The sequence below is a fragment of the Methanosalsum natronophilum genome, assembly GCF_024808815.1.
In the GTDB taxonomy this organism is placed as follows: domain Archaea; phylum Halobacteriota; class Methanosarcinia; order Methanosarcinales; family Methanosarcinaceae; genus Methanosalsum; species Methanosalsum natronophilum.
Genome location: NZ_JANUCS010000010.1, coordinates 21,880 through 41,642, shown reverse-complemented (window position 1 = coordinate 41,642; position 19,763 = coordinate 21,880). Strand labels below are relative to the sequence as shown.

Here is a 19,763-nt window from a genome sequence, read left to right as displayed (position 1 = left end):
CAGTCAAGAATAAAGTAAAATAAATGGGTTTAATAATCTATGCTTCCATATTAAACTCAAAAGATGATAGAAAATGGATTTATCAAATCATTCACATGACAATAATCAAAATCTAGGGTATATAACATACCACTTATCCGAACTCACTGACAATAATGTATCCCCTTCCTATTTTCTAGAATTGGTTTCAGGTCAAAACTTAACCAAAAAACGATATCCAGAAACTCAACTCAATTTTGAGTTCATATCTCAACTCGCCAAAAATCTCAGGTCATCACCACCACTTAATCTGGAAAAATTAGTTCCAACAAAAAATGGGGAAAATAGTAAATTTAAAAACAATTTTGAACAAGGAAAAAGAATATCTGTAGCTATTGAACATCTGGCACACTTTAAATTAAGTTCAAGTAACGGTTCTACCTGCACCTCGGATTTAAAACCTGAAAATGACCTGAACAATTACAACAATAATTATAGGCAAGTGATAACTGTTCTTACCAGACAACTATCTACAATCTCTAACCAACCGCCCAAACACGAACTTGAGATCATTATAGTTCGAGGTCTTGCTCCCCTATCTTTCTTAGATCATGATACTCACACTTATTATCTTGATGAAAACGTATTATCAGATACTCTCTATTTAGAATATGTAACGTTTCGTGACCTATTTCTATGGCATAATTCACCAAATGATCTAAGGTCAGCTATTATTGCTTCACTAACCAACTTATGCCAAAATGTAACTGAACGAGATCTATCTTTATTTTACACTAAACTAGCTAAGACTTATTCAATACATTTTGATATAGATCAAACAGTATCAATTGAGTGTGTAGCTGATAAGATACTTGATAGTATAAACAAGCTCAACATCTCAGATGAAGTAAATGGCAAATTCCACTACTGTACTGAATATACAAATTCCACAATACTTTCACTCACACAAAACCTCTGTTATGAACTTTCATCTACAAAAAATCCTGACATACCTCACCTAAACTCTGTTCAGAAATGGACACAACAAAGCATTCATTTTATCCAAGAAATGATACAAGCACGAATACTTGGTTATCATGTGCTTATGATAGGAGATGCTGGCACGGGCAAAGATTGGGTTGCCATGAAGTATGGAAAGGTCATGGGTGAAGATCCAATTGTCATCTCACTCTCAGAAGACCTTGAAGGACCCGACCTAATAGCATCAAGAGGTCTCCATGAAGGAGTTACTATATGGGAATATGGTCAGATAGTAAAAGCTTACATACAAGGCGATATTATCGTCCTTGACGAGGTCAATAAGACAAGACCGGGCGTCTGTGCCACACTAAACAATATCATGGAATCCGATCAACTCGAAATGCCTGACGGTACTTGGGTTCAGAAAGGTCAAGGGTTCCAGATAATTGCTACAATGAACGAACCCGGTGAAGCTTATGGTGGTTATGACATAGATCCTGGTTTCAAGGACAGATTTGGGACTGTTCTATATGTACCAGAACTCAGTTTTGATGATCGGATAAGGTTCTTGAAAAGAATTGCTGACAATAAGACTCCAACTCAGTTCATTGAAGAACTTGTAAGGTTGCAGGACCGTATCAATTCAAGTGGTAAAGTGTGGCGCAAAATGTCACTTAGAGTGCTTGAAAGGATAATAGAATCAAAATCGAACTATCCCAGAGAACCTGTTGCTAATCTTATTCGATCAGAATACTTGATAGGAACATGGGAACAGGGACATGATGTCGTAGAAAAGGAAATTTTAGCTTTTTCATCTAATATCGAGGATAGGTTTGAGAAAGAACTCCTAAACTCGCTGAAAACTGATAGAACAGTAAATGATAGCTTAGGTACAACTGAATATAATATAGGTATTGCTGAAAATAGGATATGGTTATGCTATAATGACAGTCCATATCTATTGATCGATGAACTCGTAGGTCCTTCACGTCCAATTGACCATATCGAAATAACAACCGATAAACGTACTGTTCTAGCAATATCAGACACTCAACTGTGGTTCTGGCACAATACAGCTCCAAATAAATGGGTATGTGAATGTATTGATATTACACCTGATACTATTGAACATTATAAACACGAATTCGAAATCTCGCTCACCCCACTACGAAGCTCATTATCATCAGCAAACTCGACTCCCACAGTGAAAGATGGCTTTTTGTGTAGTGGTACTGTTAAGTTGCCTCTAGGAAATGACAAAATCTCATGCCCAGGAATTGAATATGATTATTATATCAAAGAAACACCAACTAACAATAATATCTTGCATAAATTATTCTTAGGTCTTTCATTGAACCGTAATGTTCTTCTTATCGGGAATGTGGGTACTGGGAAGAGCTGGCTCAGCAAATCAGCGTTTCGGTTATTACAAAGGTCAGTAGAACACATGTCACTTCATGAAGGAACCACCGTCCAGGACCTTCTTGTTTGGCAGAAGACCGTACGTGTAAAAGACGAACTCTCACTTGACCTTGAAGTATCACCATTGGTCCGTGCAGCCATTGAAGGAAAACCCTGTATTATAGATGAAATAAATAGGGCATCCACTGGAGTACTAGCTGTCCTGAACCACATATTACAATTCAGGGAAATAATTCTTCCAAAAAAGATCAGATACAATAATATCCTAACTGATCGTATCACCATATCTCCTGGGTTCAAACTGGTAATGACAATGAACCCTCCACAACAACATACCGGTATCAATCAGATGCTAGCCGATTTCATGGACCGGATGTACTGTGTATGGATAGACTATTTACCACCAGAAGAGGAACGATCTCTTCTAAAAAATATTTGGTATAATATTGGGGGAGATACTACTACTGCCAACTTCGATACTGAGCTTAGAAAGCTCATATCCATAGCTACTATCACCCGTGATCAAGATATGGGCGAACCACAACGAGCCATTAGTACAAGATCACTGGAAAAACTTGTTCATTTCAAGAAAGAGTACCCCAAAGAACATTGGTTAGATATCCTTTCTATGTTAACTGGAGTAGAAGGTGCTGTAAGCCCGGAAAAGATGTCATTTTTCATATCGACTTGGGATTCATCTAATACTTTCTCCAATCAAATTGAATCACCACATATCAGACTTGATATTGCATCAGGGACATTGGAAGCGGGTGGTAAAATATGGTCACGTAAAGATAATAATGTCCGGTCAAGATATTTCAGTGGTATAGAACAAAACGATCGAATAATCGACCTTTTAGCAAAAGCTAGGAATTTGGGTTCACATGTACTTCTTGTAGGTGAAGCCGGTACTGGTAAGGACTGGTTATCACTCGCTTATGGTGAACTCATGGGCGAAAATTCGATGGTGATATCATTATCAGAAGAAGTTGAAGGGCAAGAACTGATAGCTAAACGTGACCTTAATGAAGGCGTAACAGTTTGGGAATATAGCCATATAGTAAAAGCATATCAAGAAGGATCCATAATCATCATCGATGAAGTAACAAGGACAAGGCCAGGTGTACGTGCAATCCTGAACGAAATAATGGATTCCGACCAACTCGAAATGCCTGACGGTACTTGGGTTCAGAAAGGCCAAGGATTTCAGATAATCGCTACAATGAACGAGGTCAAGGAAGGATACGAAGGATATGAACTAGGTGAAGATTTCGAGGACAGGTTCGGTGCAGTATTAGAAGTAAAAGAACTCCCGGATGAAGAAAAACTCAAGTTCTTGAAACGAGTTGACCCCAACAACACCTTGATCTCAGATACTTCACTCATCTCCCTGATCGACCTTCAGAACCGTATTAATGGCAGTAAAGATGTGTGGCGAAAAGTCTCATTGCGAGTACTTGAACGTATAGTTGAAATGAAAGTAACATATCCAGATATAGGTATAGATGAAATAATACGATCAGAGTTCATGATAGGTCATTGGGAAACCGGTAAGAATACTGTAGATAAACTGATCTCGATCCTCCCACCCCAGCTGCTCGGGAAAAGAGATTGGAGATTTGGATCTGAACTGAATAACCCATGTCCAGACATTATACAAATGCGTGTATCTAGTAACGGCTCAACTGCAGTGCTCATGGACAGGTCAGGTAAATTACTTGTTTCAGAGCTAAACAACGGGAAAATTGTGGGTCACTGGCATGAACTGTACCGTGAACCTGATCATAAAGACAGAATAACACTATCCTCTGATGGCAATCTATTAATTGTAAATGGAATGTATGCTCCTCCTGAAGTTTGGGAACGTGGGAACAATACATGGTTAAAACTCGAATCTCATATTCTGGATCAGTTAAGTAAAGTCATATCAGTATTTGTAGCTACTGATAACTCCTTTTTCCTTATAGTTACATTAAAAGGCTCTGTTTGGATCTGGTACAAAAATGAGGATATGACATTTGCACGTTCTAATGGTATAAGGTTAAAGGAAGATGGGAACAGAGTTCTGGTAACCTCCCTGTCCCCTGACAACAAATCGTTACTGTTACTTGATGACAAAGATACACTTCATATTCTGGACATATCAAAATCAGACCTAACTAAAAAATCAATTTCAATTCCAATCCCCACATCTGTGATCACAGCAATATGGTCACCAACCTCTAAATTGATAGCTTGTGTGGGATATGCCGGGAATATCTATCTAATCAAACCTACTCTTTCTAATAATACAGAAACACATATACTGTTCCAAGAACAGGTAGAATCAACTGATCTTGGGTTACTCTCATGGTCCGAAGATGGGAGGTACCTGGTTGCTGCTGGTATTAATGATGGTACCCTGTACTTATGGCATTCAATCTCAGAAGAAAATATCGGGTCAGAACCAATTAAACTTAAAGGACCCGTAGGTAAACTGACTGATATGAAATGGTCATGTGACCATGAACATAACTGGCTATTCTCATACGGTAATGACTATAAAATCCATGCATGGAAGATATATCATAATAGACCTCCACAGATAGAATACCATGAACTCAAATTCAATGGTAATCCACAGAAACTCAAATCTGTTCATATATCTCCCAATACTCAGTTTATTATTGGATATGGCATGAATAATTCACTTTATACGTGGTCAAAGACACGTGAAGGTGGATGGGCCAGTACCAGTACAAGATTGATCACACCCGAAGATACAACAAATTTCGATACGATCGAGTTTCAAAATAACTATATCTATGCCTCCAGTTCCAAGGATCAAAAACTTTTTTTCTGGAGAATACCGGAAAGTTTCGCAGAACCACTAAGTTCCATCATAGAATCAGTGGAAAGGGATACCCTTGTACCTCACTATAGAGGAAATGCGTTAATATCAGGTACTGTACGACTCGATGTGAACAAAAGGAATAGCACACTCTCAACCAACAACGAACTATTACACTACTTTACTACCGATTTTCATTCTAACAATCAGGCATTACATAAATTGATGCTAGGCCTTTCACTCAAAAGAAATATATTGTTATTGGGACCCGTAGGTTCAGGGAAGACATTTATAGCTACTTCGATCTTCAAGTTACTGAATACCGATATTGAACAAATGTCATTACATGAAAGTACTACAGAACTCGATCTTACTGCTTGGCAAAAGACTGAAAGGATAGGGCATGATATTTCACTTGACCTTGAGATCTCACCACTTGTGAGGGCCGCTATCGAAGGAAAACCTTGTTTGATAGAAGGCGTGAACCGTGCATCTTCAGGAGTTCTTGCTGTCCTGAACCACGCATTACAGTTTCGTGAGATCATACTCCCAAAAAAGGTTCGTATAGGGTCAATGAACACTGACAGGATATCAGTACACAAGAACTTCAGGCTCGTGATGACCGCAATTCCACCTGGTGGTTTGGTTGATGTGAATCCATTACTTGCAGATTTCATGGACCGTATGTTCACGATAAATCTCGATTATTTAGCACCGGACGAAGAAAAGGCACTGTTACATAATGTATGGTACAATGAAACTTCCAGTACCCCTACTGAGCATATTCGTGACCGTATCCACGAACTTGTTGAAATGGCGGATCGCAGACGTATACTTGCTATACAGAACTTTAGGCGTACAGTTACTACAAGAACACTTGTACGCACAATAAAATTCAAGGCATTATACCCAGATGAACATTGGATCGATATACTGGGTATGATGTGCGGTGTTGAAGGTGCAATTGATGATGAACAGATCAAGGTATGGAAGATAAGCTGGGAAGCCAAATTTGGTGATAAATCAGTGCCAATAGTTTCTGAGAAACCACAACTATCCACAAACTATGAAAAGGTAGATTTCGGGGATATAGTATGGCAACGAAAATATCCTAGTATCAAGTGCAGGTACATATCCGGTATTGGCCAGAACGATAATGTTGTAACCATTCTCTCAAAAATGAGAAGTATGTCAGAACACGTACTTCTTGTAGGTGAAGCTGGTACTGGTAAGGATTGGTTATCACTCGCATACGGTGAGCTCATGGGTGAAGACCCCATAGTGATATCACTATCAGAAGAAACTGAAGCACAAGACCTTATTGCAATGAGAGGACTTAAGGCTGGTATAACAGTTTGGGAATATAGTCATATAGTTGAAGCATATCGAGAAGGCAAGATCATCATCCTTGATGAAGTTACACGAGTAAGGCCTGGGGTACGTGCAATCCTGAACGAAATAATGGAATCCGATCAACTCGAAATGCCTGATGGTACGTGGCTCAATAAAACACAAGGATTTCAGATAATCGCTACAATGAACGAGGTCAAGGAAGGATACGAAGGATATGAACTAGGTGAAGATTTCGAGGATAGGTTCGGTGCAGTACTGGAAATAAAAGAATTACCAGTACAAGAAAAACTAAACTTTCTACAAAAGACATGTAATAACGAATTGCCCTACTCGTTCCTCACTCGCCTTATAGAACTTCAAACAAGTATCAATTCCGAGAAGACCATTTGGCGAAAAATGTCGCTTAGAGTACTTGAAAGAATAGTTGAAAATATAGTAACTCATCCCGAAGAACCATTGAGTACAATAATTCATTCAGAGTTCATGGTAGGTTACTGGGAAGAAGGTCATGAACTGGTTAATTCGAAAGTCTCATATCTCGTTTCAGAAGTAGGTGAACACGTTTTACTTTCAAAAAATTCCACTCATACACAATCAGACACCATCACTCCATATTATGATAAAGGTCATCTCATATCCGGTCACCTTAGTTTCCCGTTATTACCCCAATCCAATATCAAATCAAATAAACCAACGATCAATTATTTCAATAAACGAACTAAAACGAATGACCGATCACTTCATCAGACCCTACTGGGAATTCACTTGAACCGTAATGTACTCTTGGTAGGACCTCAAGGTTGTGGTAAAACATGGTTAGCTCATTCTGTCTTTGATCTACTGGATAAGAACGTGGAACATATGTCACTCCACGAATCAACCACCGTCCATGACCTGACAGTCTGGCAAAAAACAGTACGAAAAAAAGATGATATGTTTATTGAACTCGAACTCTCACCACTTGTGAGATCAGCTGTTGAAGGTCGACCCTGTATCATAGATGACGTGAATAGAGCACCCCCCGGAGTCCTTGCTGTCCTGAACCACGCATTACAGTTTCGCGAAATAATATTACCTCAAGGTATAGATACCTCGAACCCAAACATTTCCAGTAATTCATATAAAGTTACTGCAAAGAAAGGGTTTCAGCTAATCTTCACAGCAACTATCCCTGAAGATACTAATCAGATAAACCCAATGATGGCAGATTTCATGGACCGTATGTACTGTATAAACATGACATACTTACCACCTTCAGAAGAGGTCGAGGTGATGAAACGGTTAATTGGTATCAAAGAACTAGATCATGACTGTATGCATCAACTCGGGACACTTGTACGTCTTATAAACCAACTTAGGGAGAAGTGTAATGATGGGAAACCCACTTTCAGGAGCACTGAACGTATTGCAATGAATTTAAAACACTTCCCTGACATGGATATAAGAACACTACTTAACCGCGAACTAAGATTAAGTTCAAGAGAAGATGAGCTCGATCTAAACACTAACGATCTAAATGACCTTTATATGTTAACAGACGTACTTGAAACACAGTACCCAAAACCCTGTATTAAATGCACACCACTAAACGAAGTTGTATATCGAGGCTATAACCTTTCTCTCCCAGTACCCGAGAACGAGATAGAGACCTATGACCCCAATCGATGGTGGGAAGCGGGTAAACCGACTCTATATCAAAGTGAACGTGCAAGAAAAAGACAGCGAATACTTCAGAGATTACTTGAAACTGTAACGGCTCTTGATATACCTCTGCATCCATGGAAAAAACCTAGATCTAATGCTTTAGACTCTTCATCTAAACCTTCTTGGGGTTGTACTTTCGCTCAAGATATACCTAGGATAAAAAATGTCTTCTTTTCACCATGGGATTTGTTGTATAGAGACAATGATGAGAGTATCTATGGCCTATTATTCCATGAAATATTTGAGATATTGTATAGGAACACCACACAGTTCAGTACCGAATTCCTGTCATTACCAGGCTCGCGAATACTAGTGAATGCAATTGGTGATATTTGGATCAATCAACAAGGTATGGCTCAATTCCCTGGAACCTGTGACTGGATATTAGCATTATATGAAGAATCGTTCGATTCAGAAAAGCTGGTTGTAGAACATGACGAATATCCACATATCCAGTTCATCACATTACTTCTCTATTACTGGAGATTTGGGGCTATTAATAGAGGAATAAGTACAGATCATTTTGGTACAGATGTAATAAACGCATTCAATTCACTTCAAGATAAAATAGATCAGATCATCTCAACCCAAAACGAGACCGAGTTAATTGAATTAACTAAACAACTCTATTATACTCCTCAGTTCCAACAACTGATAAAACGTTCATTATACCTTACTATTGAGGATATTCATATCGATCCCCCAACTAAATCAGAGAAAGATGCAATAATATCCATGGCATCAACTAAATTAACTGATTATGAACGTAACACTAAACTATCAACCCAACCCGTCAATGAGACTGGTAGACAAGTCACATCAGAAGAATTCGAGGAATTACGTAACTTTATCTTGGACGCTATTAAAGAGTCAAGAATTGAACTTGAACGACTCGATGAAGATAACGAGGCGAAAAAAAGAGTTGATGAATTAAAGAAAGCTGAACTCGAAAGAGAAGAAAGGTTACTTGAAGGTATTACTGAACGGGAACAGAAAGAGTTTCAAGTCAGGTACGAACGTGTAATGGACCATATTAAACTAATGCGAGATAAATTTAGACAAATATACCGACATGAAAGGGGCATATGGCGTAGACATCTTGCTCAAGGTAGACTTGATAGTACTCAACTCGCATCACTTGTTGCTGGTAATGATCGAGTATTCATGAAACGTGAACAACCTGAACGATACATGGTCCGTATATCTCTACTTATTGACCAGAGTGCAAGTATGCAAGGTGATAAGATCGATCACGTATCAGACGCTGTTCTCATGTTACTCTCAGCAATCCAAAGTGACCAGAGAAAAGGTGTTAATGTAGAGGTAGTTGGATTCCATGACGATAAACCAATGGAGATCTACCTGAAATACGGTGAACATTTAACTAAGAAAAAGATCATTAAGGTAGTAAACGATGTGTCAAGGACAAAAGGAAGAAATAATGATCTTCAGGCCATATACTATGCATTTGAACGAATACCCAAACATGATCGAAGATCACTTAATCTTATAATCCATTTTTCTGACGGTGACCCAAACCAACAGTTCGATCGTGACCAGTTCAAGGACCTTGTGAACAAGTACTCTAACATAATCGTAGTAGGATTTGGTATAGGTGCCCAGGGTACCAACTTTGTTCTCGATCTCTACCCAGAAGACCAGGCAACTATTGCAGAAGAAACTTCAGAAATACCTGAAAGACTAAGTTCACTTATACGACGATATGTTTCAAGTACATAATATAGTATTAATTGTAAAAACCGTATAATGTACATTACTTTTATATTAAATGAAACATATGAACAGAGTAGCCGTATTTTTAGGTCCTTGCATAAGAACATGGTATATACCATTCAGTGAATGTACAGACAACCTCAATACGGTACAATTATTGCGATAATGCCCGTCACGAGGGTAACTGGGAGTGACAGCGGACCGTCCATAGGATGATCTCCCGGAGTTAGTGCGTCGGGCTACAGCACATCACATGTATATAATACAATACAATACAATAAATCCAAACTTTTCTGGTAGTTACTTATCGAGAACGTGATCATCAAATGTTTCATATATGTCCTAAATGTAATGGTCGAATGAACAGATGGCGTCGTTCACTTATTAAAAGAGAGGATATGCTCAAACGTCAGAACTATATCTATAAATGTCTCACATGCGGGAATGAACAAGAATATTTCGATTAATATAAGATCAAGATATTTTATTCTCAGAGCAGCTTAGAACATGTATACTTCTTCGTTTGGATGTATAACTATTCCTTGTGAGGTAATATCGTAAGGATGCATTTTTTTACTATGATCCGATCCACGCATTTTATAAACTTCGATACTACGAGTACGTACATTATCAGCTTTATGATAATTTAGAACTACAGTACCTTGTGTCACGAAATTTTCTACACCAAACCTTGATACTTCATTCTCATTAATGGTCTCACATGTCATTATCGAAGTAAGGCCCAGTATCTCTAGAGTCGAACTCAATTTAAGCAACTCTACTCTGATCCTGGCAGGGTCCTGTATTTGGAATCCTAACGCAGTACTTGAATCTACCAGTGCTCTTGTAGCACCCACATCTTCCTGGGCGGTGATGATCTGATCTATCATTGATCTCATATCAAAAGGTCTCACATCAACGAACTTCTCTTGTGAAGGAACTCCAATCTTAGTTGAACTAGCATCTATTATAGCTAACATCCCTTCATCTTCTAAAGCCTTCAAGTCCCATCCGAACTTAGCAACATTTTCTCTGATATGCTGAGGTTTTTCTTCCGTAGCAACAATTAATCCGGGTTCACCATAATTCACAATACCGTTATAAATGAACTGAATTGCAAAATTAGTTTTACCTGCACCCGAATTCCCTGAAACCAGGTATGTACGATCACGTAAAAAACCACCATTGCATATTTCATCAAATCCTTCTATACCCGTCAGTACCCTATCCTCATCATCACTACTTGAACTAAGTCCACTTGTACCATTATTGTCGGGAATATTATCGAACAAACAAAATTCTCCTGTTAGCTAAATACCTAAGTATTGTTTCAATTTGTTTTAGATTGAGTTGATCTGTACAATATATAAAATGTGGTTTTTATTTAAGACTCAGGTAATGCACACCTTAATTTTGAAAAGATTATGTTAAGTGCAAATATAAATCTATTGCTGAAGTTTTCTCAATTCATTTAAAGACCCGTTTTGAAAAATAAGGAAATAAACAGATATTTGGAATACATGATTTTAAGTTTGATGATCATGTTGAAGAATCTGTGTAGATATAAAGATAAACTCTAAAAAAAATTAATCGTTAATTGACGAACACAACATTTCAATACACGAAATTGTGTAATAGTTTGGAAAAAAGACCACAATAGTTATATTCTTACAATCCATATTATGTATTTGATATACATATGACGGGTAATTTTAGGGGTTAAAATTCGACAATCATAGTATTAAAGTTAATTTTTCTGAAACTATGATAAGAATCTGTGTGCATATAATGATTTAATGTGGACATAGTTTAACTTCCGTAAACCCGGGGTAATCAAAACTATATACAAAAAAATAAAACGAGGAGAAAAATATGAAAAAAATAGCAATTGTGCTGGTTGCCCTGATGCTAATGTCGATGTTTGCGGTTGCAATTCCAAGCTCTGCAGCAAATGACAAGCTTGAGATTAGGGGACCTGTATGGGGCATAGGCGATACTGGCCTTGAAGCGAACAGTACCAACTTTGCAGGATTTTGGTATGATCTGAATGAGAACAAATCGAGTGAAAGACTTATCATTAATTCATGGACTGGGGACAATAAATTGGAAGATGATGACCTGAAATATTATTCAGTACCACAGAATGTAACCTCAGAACAGAATTTCAATGGATTTGAACATTATGCCATAATTGGTTTTTTGGCAGAAGAATATGTTCCAGTTTTCACTGACGGTCCTTTAGTAGATGATAAATCTCAACTTGACGGTATAGCTGTAGATAAATTATCTAAATTGTTGATGGACACTGACGATAAATGGACACTTAGGGTTGGTCAATCTCTTGAACTTGAGGAAGGGTATAGTCTAGTACCAAAACAGATCGATGTTGATGGTAACAAGGTCTGGCTTGAATTGAACAAAGATGGAGAATACCTTGATGATAAGATCATTGATGTAGGTTCTGCTGACAAAACCTGGCTCTATGACCAGACAGTTCTTGGTGAAGATGATGTTATCACACTTGCAATAAATATCGAGCAGGTCTTCCAGGGTACAGTAGATAGTCTTGTAGTGATCGAGGGTATCTGGCAGATATCAGATGATGGTATTGATATTGATACTGATGATAAGTTTGGTAAGATGAAGGTTACAAACACTGATGGTCAGATCGAGATGGAACTTGATACAGCGATCACGCTTAGAAGGGATAGTAAGCAACATATCATGGAAAGTCTCTATTTCAGAGTCTCTGATTATACTACTGCCACAGATGGTAGGTTCTACCTAATGCAGGAGATAACTACTCCAGGCACATATGAGGTTCGAGGTACTATTGCAGTACATGGAACTACGTTCAACTGGACTGCTACAGGAACTCAGATCAATGGAGAACCGGCATCTTTACAAGGCTCATTTGCAGGATTCTGGTACGATCTAGGTGAAGATAAACATTCAGAGATTTTGAAAGTAGATGGAACAGGTCTTGCACCAGGTTCAAGGAGCTTAGAGGATGATAAAGTCAAATATATTGCAATACCTCAGAATGTCACCTCAGAACAGAATTTCAATGGATTTGAACATTATGCTATAATTGGTTTTTTTGCAGAAGAATATGTTCCTGTGTTCACTGGCGGTCCTTTAGTAGATGATAAATCTCAACTTGACGGTATAGCTGTAGATAAATTATCTAAATTGTTGATGGATACTGACGATAAATGGACACTTAGGGTTGGTCAATCTCTTGAACTCGAGGAAGGTTATAGTCTAGTACCAAAACAGATCGATGTTGATGGTAAAAAGGTCTGGCTTGAATTGAACAAAGATGGAGAATACCTTGATGATAAGATCATTGATGTAGGTTCCGCCGATACTACCTGGCTCTATGACCAGACTGTTCTTGGCGAAGATGATATTATCACACTTGCAATAAATATCGAGCAGGTTTTCCAGGGTACAGTAGACAGTCTTGTAGTGATCGAGGGTATCTGGCAAATATCAGATGATGGTATTGATATTGATACAGATGATAAGTTTGGTAAGATGAAGGTCACAAACACTGACGGTCAGATCGAGATGGAACTCGATTCAACACTAACTCTAAGAAGAGATAGTAAACAACATTTAATGAGTGATATCTACTTCCGTGTAGCAGATGATACAAATGAAGTTAGGTTCTATCCATTCGTTGAGAGGACAGTTGGTGAACCAGTGGATCCAGTTGACCCTGTTGATCCCGTAGATCCGGTTGACCCAATTGACCCAGAACCAGAACCTGAGCCTGAACCAGAACCCGAACCTGAGCCTGAACCTGAGCCTGAACCTGAGCCTGAACCCGAGCCTACACCTGGGTTTGGAGCAGTACTTGGCCTGATTGGAATTCTAGTGATGGTGTACCTGTTAAGGAAGATTTGATAAAAAAATAAGTTACATGAGCTGTAAATCGGCAGCTCATATTTTTCATTTTAGATTATCTGTTAGTAATCGTCGAATAACTTTTGTTCTATTAAATTTACTTTTATGTGTACTAACTTGGTTTTAATTAGAATCATATTTTCATTTATAACAATTGCACTTTTCAGTTTTGGTTTTGTAATAAGTTAAAAAATACCTTTTTTTATGATAATAAGTTATTATTTGACTTATAAAATCAAGATAAAAAAGAATACTGATAAAATAGGTTTTATATGTAAAAATAAAACTTATTATAACTAAATAGGTGAATTAAGACATATGTCGATAAAAATAACGTTATTTATTACTTATTTTTTGAAAATAAGGTTAATTTGACCACAAAAGATTTAATAATAGACCAAATAAATGGATACTTGTTAATCCAATATGACGGGATAATGAGGGTGACAATATTTTGGAAATAGCGTTATTGAGACGCTAAATATCATTTTAACTCTCACACAACATCCTGAATACGAAATTGTATTCGAATTATGATTAAAAAATTATGGAGGATAAAAGAAAAATGAGAAAATTAGGAATCACACTGGTTGTCTTAATGCTCATGTCATTGTTTGCAGTTGGTGCAGTAAGTGCTAACAACAATGATGATTATGTTGACGAGCTTGAACTAAGGGGACCGATTTGGAACTTCTCTGCATTAGATAATGATGTAGATCAATTAGTTGCAAATGAAACAAACTTTGCAGGCTTTTGGTATGATCTTGATGAAGACCGTGCTAGTGAAAACTTAACCGTGTTAGATGTAGATGGTGATACAATAAAAGAGGAAGATTTAGTTTATACAGCAACTCCTCAAAATGTAACAACATCACATAACTTTACTACAGCAGATGACGAAGACTGGGGAGACTATCCACTACTAGGTTTCCTTGCAGAGGAATATGTACCTGTCTTTGAAGACGGACCATTAGTCTATGAGAAAGACGAATTAGCTGCCTATGATGTAGATAAACTAAGTAGACTTCTATTAGACACAGATGATAGCTGGACACTAAGAGTTGGCGAAACGCTAGAACTTGAAGAAGGCTATGCAATCGAACCACAGCAGATTGATGTTGATGGTGACAAAGTTTGGTTAGAACTCACAAAAGATGGTGAGTACATAGATGATGAAATAATAGATGTTGGTAACGACAATGAAACTAGTTGGGTATATGATCAAACTGTCATGGGTGAAGAAGATGTAGTAACTCTAGCGGTTGATGTAGACCAAGTATTCCAAGGAACTGTTGATGCACTTGTTGTTATAGAAGGTGCTTGGCAGATTGCTGATGACGGTACAGAAATCGAAACCGATGACACATTCGGAAAAATGGAAGTTGATAGTGTAGAAGATGAAATTGTGATGGAACTCGAATCAGATATCACATTAAGAAGTGATACAAAGCAACATATCATGGAAGACTTGTACTTTAGAGTAGCTGAGTATTCTTCAGGTGAAGATGAGAACAAACGTTTCTACCTCATGCAAGAAATAACCGAACCTGGAACATACGAAGTTAGAGGTACTGTAGCAAATGAAGATGACTGGGTCACCACAACACACCTTAATTGGACCGCAACAGGTGACAATGTAACCGATGGTGATGGCAACGATGTTCTTAATGCAACAGAAGGCTTTTCATTTGCAGGTTTCTTTTATGATTTAGATGAAAACATGCATTCAGAATGGCTTCAAGTTAATGTTGACGTTTTAGATGGGGGAGCTAATGACAGAAAACTCGATGAAGGGGATGTAAACTACAGTACTCATATGCAATATCCAATAAATCCAGAATTCGAGTTTTATTATGATGCAAATGACCAATTTAACTATTCAAAGATTGGATTCTTTGCAGAAGAGTATGTACCAGTATTCTCTGAAAATGATGCAGAGGATGGCTCAGAAGTAGGTAAACTCAGTAAACTGTTAATGGATACTGATGATAGTTGGACTTTAAGAGTGGATCAAACACTTGACCTTGAAGAAGGCTATGCAATAACACCACAACAAATAGATGTTGATGGTGAAAAAGTATGGCTCGAACTCACAAAAGATGGTGAATTTGTAGATGATAAGATAATTGAAGTAGATGATGATACTGAAGATCAAACGTGGTTCTATGAACAGACTGTCTTAGATGAAGATGATGTAGTGACATTAGCAGTTCATGTAGAACAGGTATTCCAAGGAACAGCTGATTCACTTGTTGTGATCGAAGGTGTTTACCAAATAGCCGACGATGGTATGGAAATCGAATCTGGTGATGAATTTGGTAAAATGGAAGTTGATACAGTTGGTACTAATCAACTTGAGCTTGTGCTTGATTCATCAATAACATTGAGGGAAGACACTACTCAACACTTGATGGGAGATGTCTACTTCAGAGTAGCAGATGATGACGAGGTAAGATTCTACCCATTCGTTGAGAGAACTGTTGGTGAACCAGTAGATCCAGTAGATCCAGTAGATCCAGTAGACGAGGAACCTGTAGCAGCATTCACAGCTGACCCAACCACAGGTGAAGCTCCATTGACTGTCAGTTTCATTGACGAATCTGAATATGCAGTCGATTATGAATGGGACTTTGGAGACGGTGAAACTTCAACAGAAGCAAGCCCAACCCATACATATGAAGAAGAAGGTGAATACACTGCAACACTAACAGTCTCTAACGATGTTGGTGAAGATACTGCAGAAACCACAATAACTGTAGAAGAACCAGTAGATCCAGAGCCAGTTGACCCAGAACCTGAGCCAGAGCCTGAACCAACACCTGGATTCGAAGCAATATTTGCCATTGCTGGACTTCTAGCAGTTGCATTCTTTGCAAGAATGTATAACAAATAAAAAAGAGATAAATAAAGATGGATCTATCTCCATCTTTTTTAAATGAAGAGCTTTTTAACTAAAGACTCTTCTTTTAAACTATTTTTTTAATTAGTAACTTAATATTAATTTATAGAGTTACGCACTTCATTTTTCTGATTAAATTTTAGTTTAATGTCTTTATATTAGATATAATATCCTAATCTAAGATTCATTTTATTTAGACGATACTTTTTTGGAATTAAAATAATCTAAGATATATATGTCAATCTAATATCTATTTATTAATAATACTTTAAAATCAAGTTCAGTAAAAAGACTATAAAATAAATTAAAGTTTTATTGTTATTGTTTTTCTATTAGTAAGTTAATAAAATTTCATAGAAAATATATATTCGACAATTTTGAAACCTGAAAATTGAGATACGTTTGAATTTATATAAAATCCACTAATAATACGTGTATTGTCGAAAAATTAATCGTTTTTTAATACTATTTCTAGTTAAATCCTCTCAAATAGACCACAAAACATTTAATAGTCAAATGGTAATCTTTGATGGATAATCCAATATGACGGGATTAGGAGGGTGATAATGTCCTTCAGAAAAAATGAGCTATTCTCATCTTTTGAAGGAAGTAGTGTGCAACCATGCACAGTACATTATGTTTATCATCTAATAAAAACCACACAATGAAAAATCAAAAACTATTCCCACAAAATAAGGAGGATAATAAATTATGAGAAAATTAGGAATAATGTTGGTTGTTCTAATGCTCATGTCAGTTTTCGCAGTTGGTGCAGCAAGTGCCGATGAACACGACGATTACCTTGACGAGCTTGAGATTAGAGGACCAATTTGGAACTTCTCTGCATTAGATAATGATGTAGATCAATTAGTTGCAAATGAAACAAACTTTGCAGGCTTTTGGTATGATCTTGATGAAGACCGTGCTAGTGAAAACTTAACCGTGTTAGATGTAGATGGTGATACAATAAAAGAGGAAGATTTAGTTTATACAGCAACTCCTCAAAATGTAACAACATCACATAACTTTACTACAGCAGATGACGAAGACTGGGGAGACTATCCACTACTAGGTTTCCTAGCACAAGAATATGTACCTGTCTTTGAAGATGGACCATTAGTCTATGATAAAGACGATTTAGCTTCCTATGAAGTAGATAAATTAAGTAAACTCTTAATGGATACAGATGACAGCTGGACCCTTAGAGTAGGTCAAAGTCTTGATTTAGAGGATGGTTATGCTATTACACCACAACAGATTGATGTTGAAGGTGACAAAGTTTGGTTAGAGCTCACAAAAGATGGTGAATATCTTGACGATAAGATCATTGATGTAACTAAGACCAACGAAACTAGCTGGGTTTATCAGCAGACAGTAATGGGTGAAGAAGATGTAGTTACACTTGCAATCGATGTTGACCAGGTATTCCAAGGAACTGTTGATGCACTTGTAGTTATTGAAGGTGTATGGCAGATTGCAGACGATGGTCTTGAGCTAGAAACTGACGATACTTTTGGAAAAATGATCATAGACAGCCTAGATGACAAAATTGTCATGATTTTAGATTCAGATATTACTTTGAGAAGTGATACTACGCAACATATTATGGAAGATCTGTATTTCAGAGTTGCACCTTATAGTACTGGAGACGATGAAAAACTCTTCTATTTAATGCAAAAAATCACAGAACCTGGTACATATGAAGTAAGAGGTACAGTTTCTGATGAAAATGACTGGGTCACCACAACACACCTTAATTGGACCGCAACAGGAACAAATGTAACCGATGGTGATGGCAACGATGTTCTTAATGCAACAGAAGGCTTTTCATTTGCAGGTTTCTTTTATGATTTAGATGAAAACATGCATTCAGAATGGCTTCAAGTTAATGTTGACGTTTTAGATGGGGGAGCTAATGACAGAAAACTCGATGAAGGGGATGTAAACTACAGTACTCATATGCAATATCCAATAAATCCAGAATTCGAGTTTTATTATGATGCAAATGACCAATTTAACTATTCAAAGATTGGATTCTTTGCAGAAGAATATGTTCCATTGTTCTCTGAAAACGACGCAGAGACAGGTTCAGAAGTAGGTAAACTAAGTAAACTTTTAATGGATACCGATGACAGCTGGACTTTAAGAGTAGGCCAAACCCTTGACCTTGAAGAAGGATATGCTATTACTCCACAACAGATTGACGTTGAAGGTGACAAAGTATGGCTTGAACTCACAAAAGATGGCGAATTTGTTGATGATAAAATCATTGATGTAGATGATACTGCAGTTCATGATAGAACTTGGTTCTATGAACAGACAGTACTTGATGAAGATGATGTAGTGACATTAGCAGTTCATGTTGACCAGGTATTCCAAGGAACCGTCGATGCACTTGTGGTTATTGAAGGTGTTTATCAGATCTCTGATGATGCTATAGAAATAGAATCTGGAGATACATTTGGTAAAATGGAAGTTGATACAATTGGTGATGAACAAATTGATCTTACGTTAGATTCATCAATAACATTGAGAAAAGATACTGCTCAACACTTGATGGGAGATATCTATTTCCGTGTAGCAGATGATGATGAGATAAGGTTCTATCCATTCGTTGAGAGAACTGTTGGTGAACCAGTAGATCCAGTAGATCCAGTAGAGCCTGAACCAGAGCCTGAACCAGAGCCTGAACCAGAGCCTGAACCAGAGCCTGAACCAGAGCCTGAACCAGAGCCTGAACCAGAGCCTGAACCAGAGCCTGAACCAACACCTGGATTTACAGCTATCTTCGCTATGGCTGGACTTCTAGCAGTTGCATACTTTGCAAGAAAACTGTAAATAAAAAACAAATAAAAAGGTAAAAGGATTTAATAAAAATCCTTTCTACCATTCTTTTTTTTTAATAGATTATTAATTAACTATTGCACTTTGTCGATAGTTTCAAATATA

Annotated in this window: 6 protein-coding genes; 5 read left to right on the top strand and 1 reads right to left on the bottom strand. The window is 37.4% G+C overall.

The features are described 5' to 3' along the window. Positions 1-73 precede the first annotated feature (73 nt). On the top strand, positions 74-10,009 hold the full coding sequence (locus J2T59_RS06435; protein ID WP_259135058.1) for an AAA family ATPase: 9,936 nt from the start codon (positions 74-76) through the stop codon (positions 10,007-10,009). Positions 10,010-10,329: 320 nt separating this feature from the next. Beyond that, positions 10,330-10,470 carry a hypothetical protein gene (locus tag J2T59_RS06430; protein WP_259135056.1) on the top strand — a complete coding sequence of 47 codons (141 nt, stop codon included), beginning with the start codon at positions 10,330-10,332 and terminating at the stop codon, positions 10,468-10,470. Between the two features lie 33 nt (positions 10,471-10,503). Here J2T59_RS06430 and J2T59_RS06425 read toward each other — a convergent pair whose 3' ends face one another. After that, positions 10,504-11,295, bottom strand: coding sequence for an ATPase domain-containing protein (locus J2T59_RS06425; protein WP_259135054.1), 792 nt, complete (start codon positions 11,293-11,295; stop codon positions 10,504-10,506). Positions 11,296-11,875: 580 nt separating this feature from the next. On the opposite strand from J2T59_RS06425, the gene J2T59_RS06420 reads away from it, so the two are divergent. The 3 genes from J2T59_RS06420 to J2T59_RS06410 all read left to right on the top strand — a co-directional run bounded on the left by J2T59_RS06420 (position 11,876) and on the right by J2T59_RS06410 (position 19,652). Beyond that, on the top strand, positions 11,876-13,915 hold the full coding sequence (locus J2T59_RS06420) for an MA0829/MM1976 family S-layer protein (protein WP_259135053.1): 2,040 nt from the start codon (positions 11,876-11,878) through the stop codon (positions 13,913-13,915). Positions 13,916-14,480: 565 nt separating this feature from the next. Further along, entirely contained in the window at positions 14,481-16,808 is a 2,328-nt protein-coding gene (locus J2T59_RS06415; RefSeq protein WP_259135051.1) for an MA0829/MM1976 family S-layer protein, read from the top strand. A gap of 717 nt (positions 16,809-17,525) precedes the next feature. Further along, positions 17,526-19,652: an MA0829/MM1976 family S-layer protein gene (locus J2T59_RS06410; protein ID WP_259135049.1), complete on the top strand. Its 2,127-nt coding sequence runs from the start codon at positions 17,526-17,528 to the stop codon at positions 19,650-19,652. Positions 19,653-19,763 lie beyond the last annotated feature (111 nt).

What these genes read in the sequence shown, in the direction of transcription:
- J2T59_RS06435 (WP_259135058.1), top strand. Translation starts at nt 74, where the DNA reads ATGGATTTATCAAATCATTCACATGACAATAATCAAAATCTAGGGTAT.
- J2T59_RS06415 (WP_259135051.1), top strand. Translation starts at nt 14,481, where the DNA reads ATGAGAAAATTAGGAATCACACTGGTTGTCTTAATGCTCATGTCATTG.
- J2T59_RS06420 (WP_259135053.1), top strand. Translation starts at nt 11,876, where the DNA reads ATGAAAAAAATAGCAATTGTGCTGGTTGCCCTGATGCTAATGTCGATG.
- J2T59_RS06410 (WP_259135049.1), top strand. Translation starts at nt 17,526, where the DNA reads ATGAGAAAATTAGGAATAATGTTGGTTGTTCTAATGCTCATGTCAGTT.
- J2T59_RS06430 (WP_259135056.1), top strand. Translation starts at nt 10,330, where the DNA reads ATGTTTCATATATGTCCTAAATGTAATGGTCGAATGAACAGATGGCGT.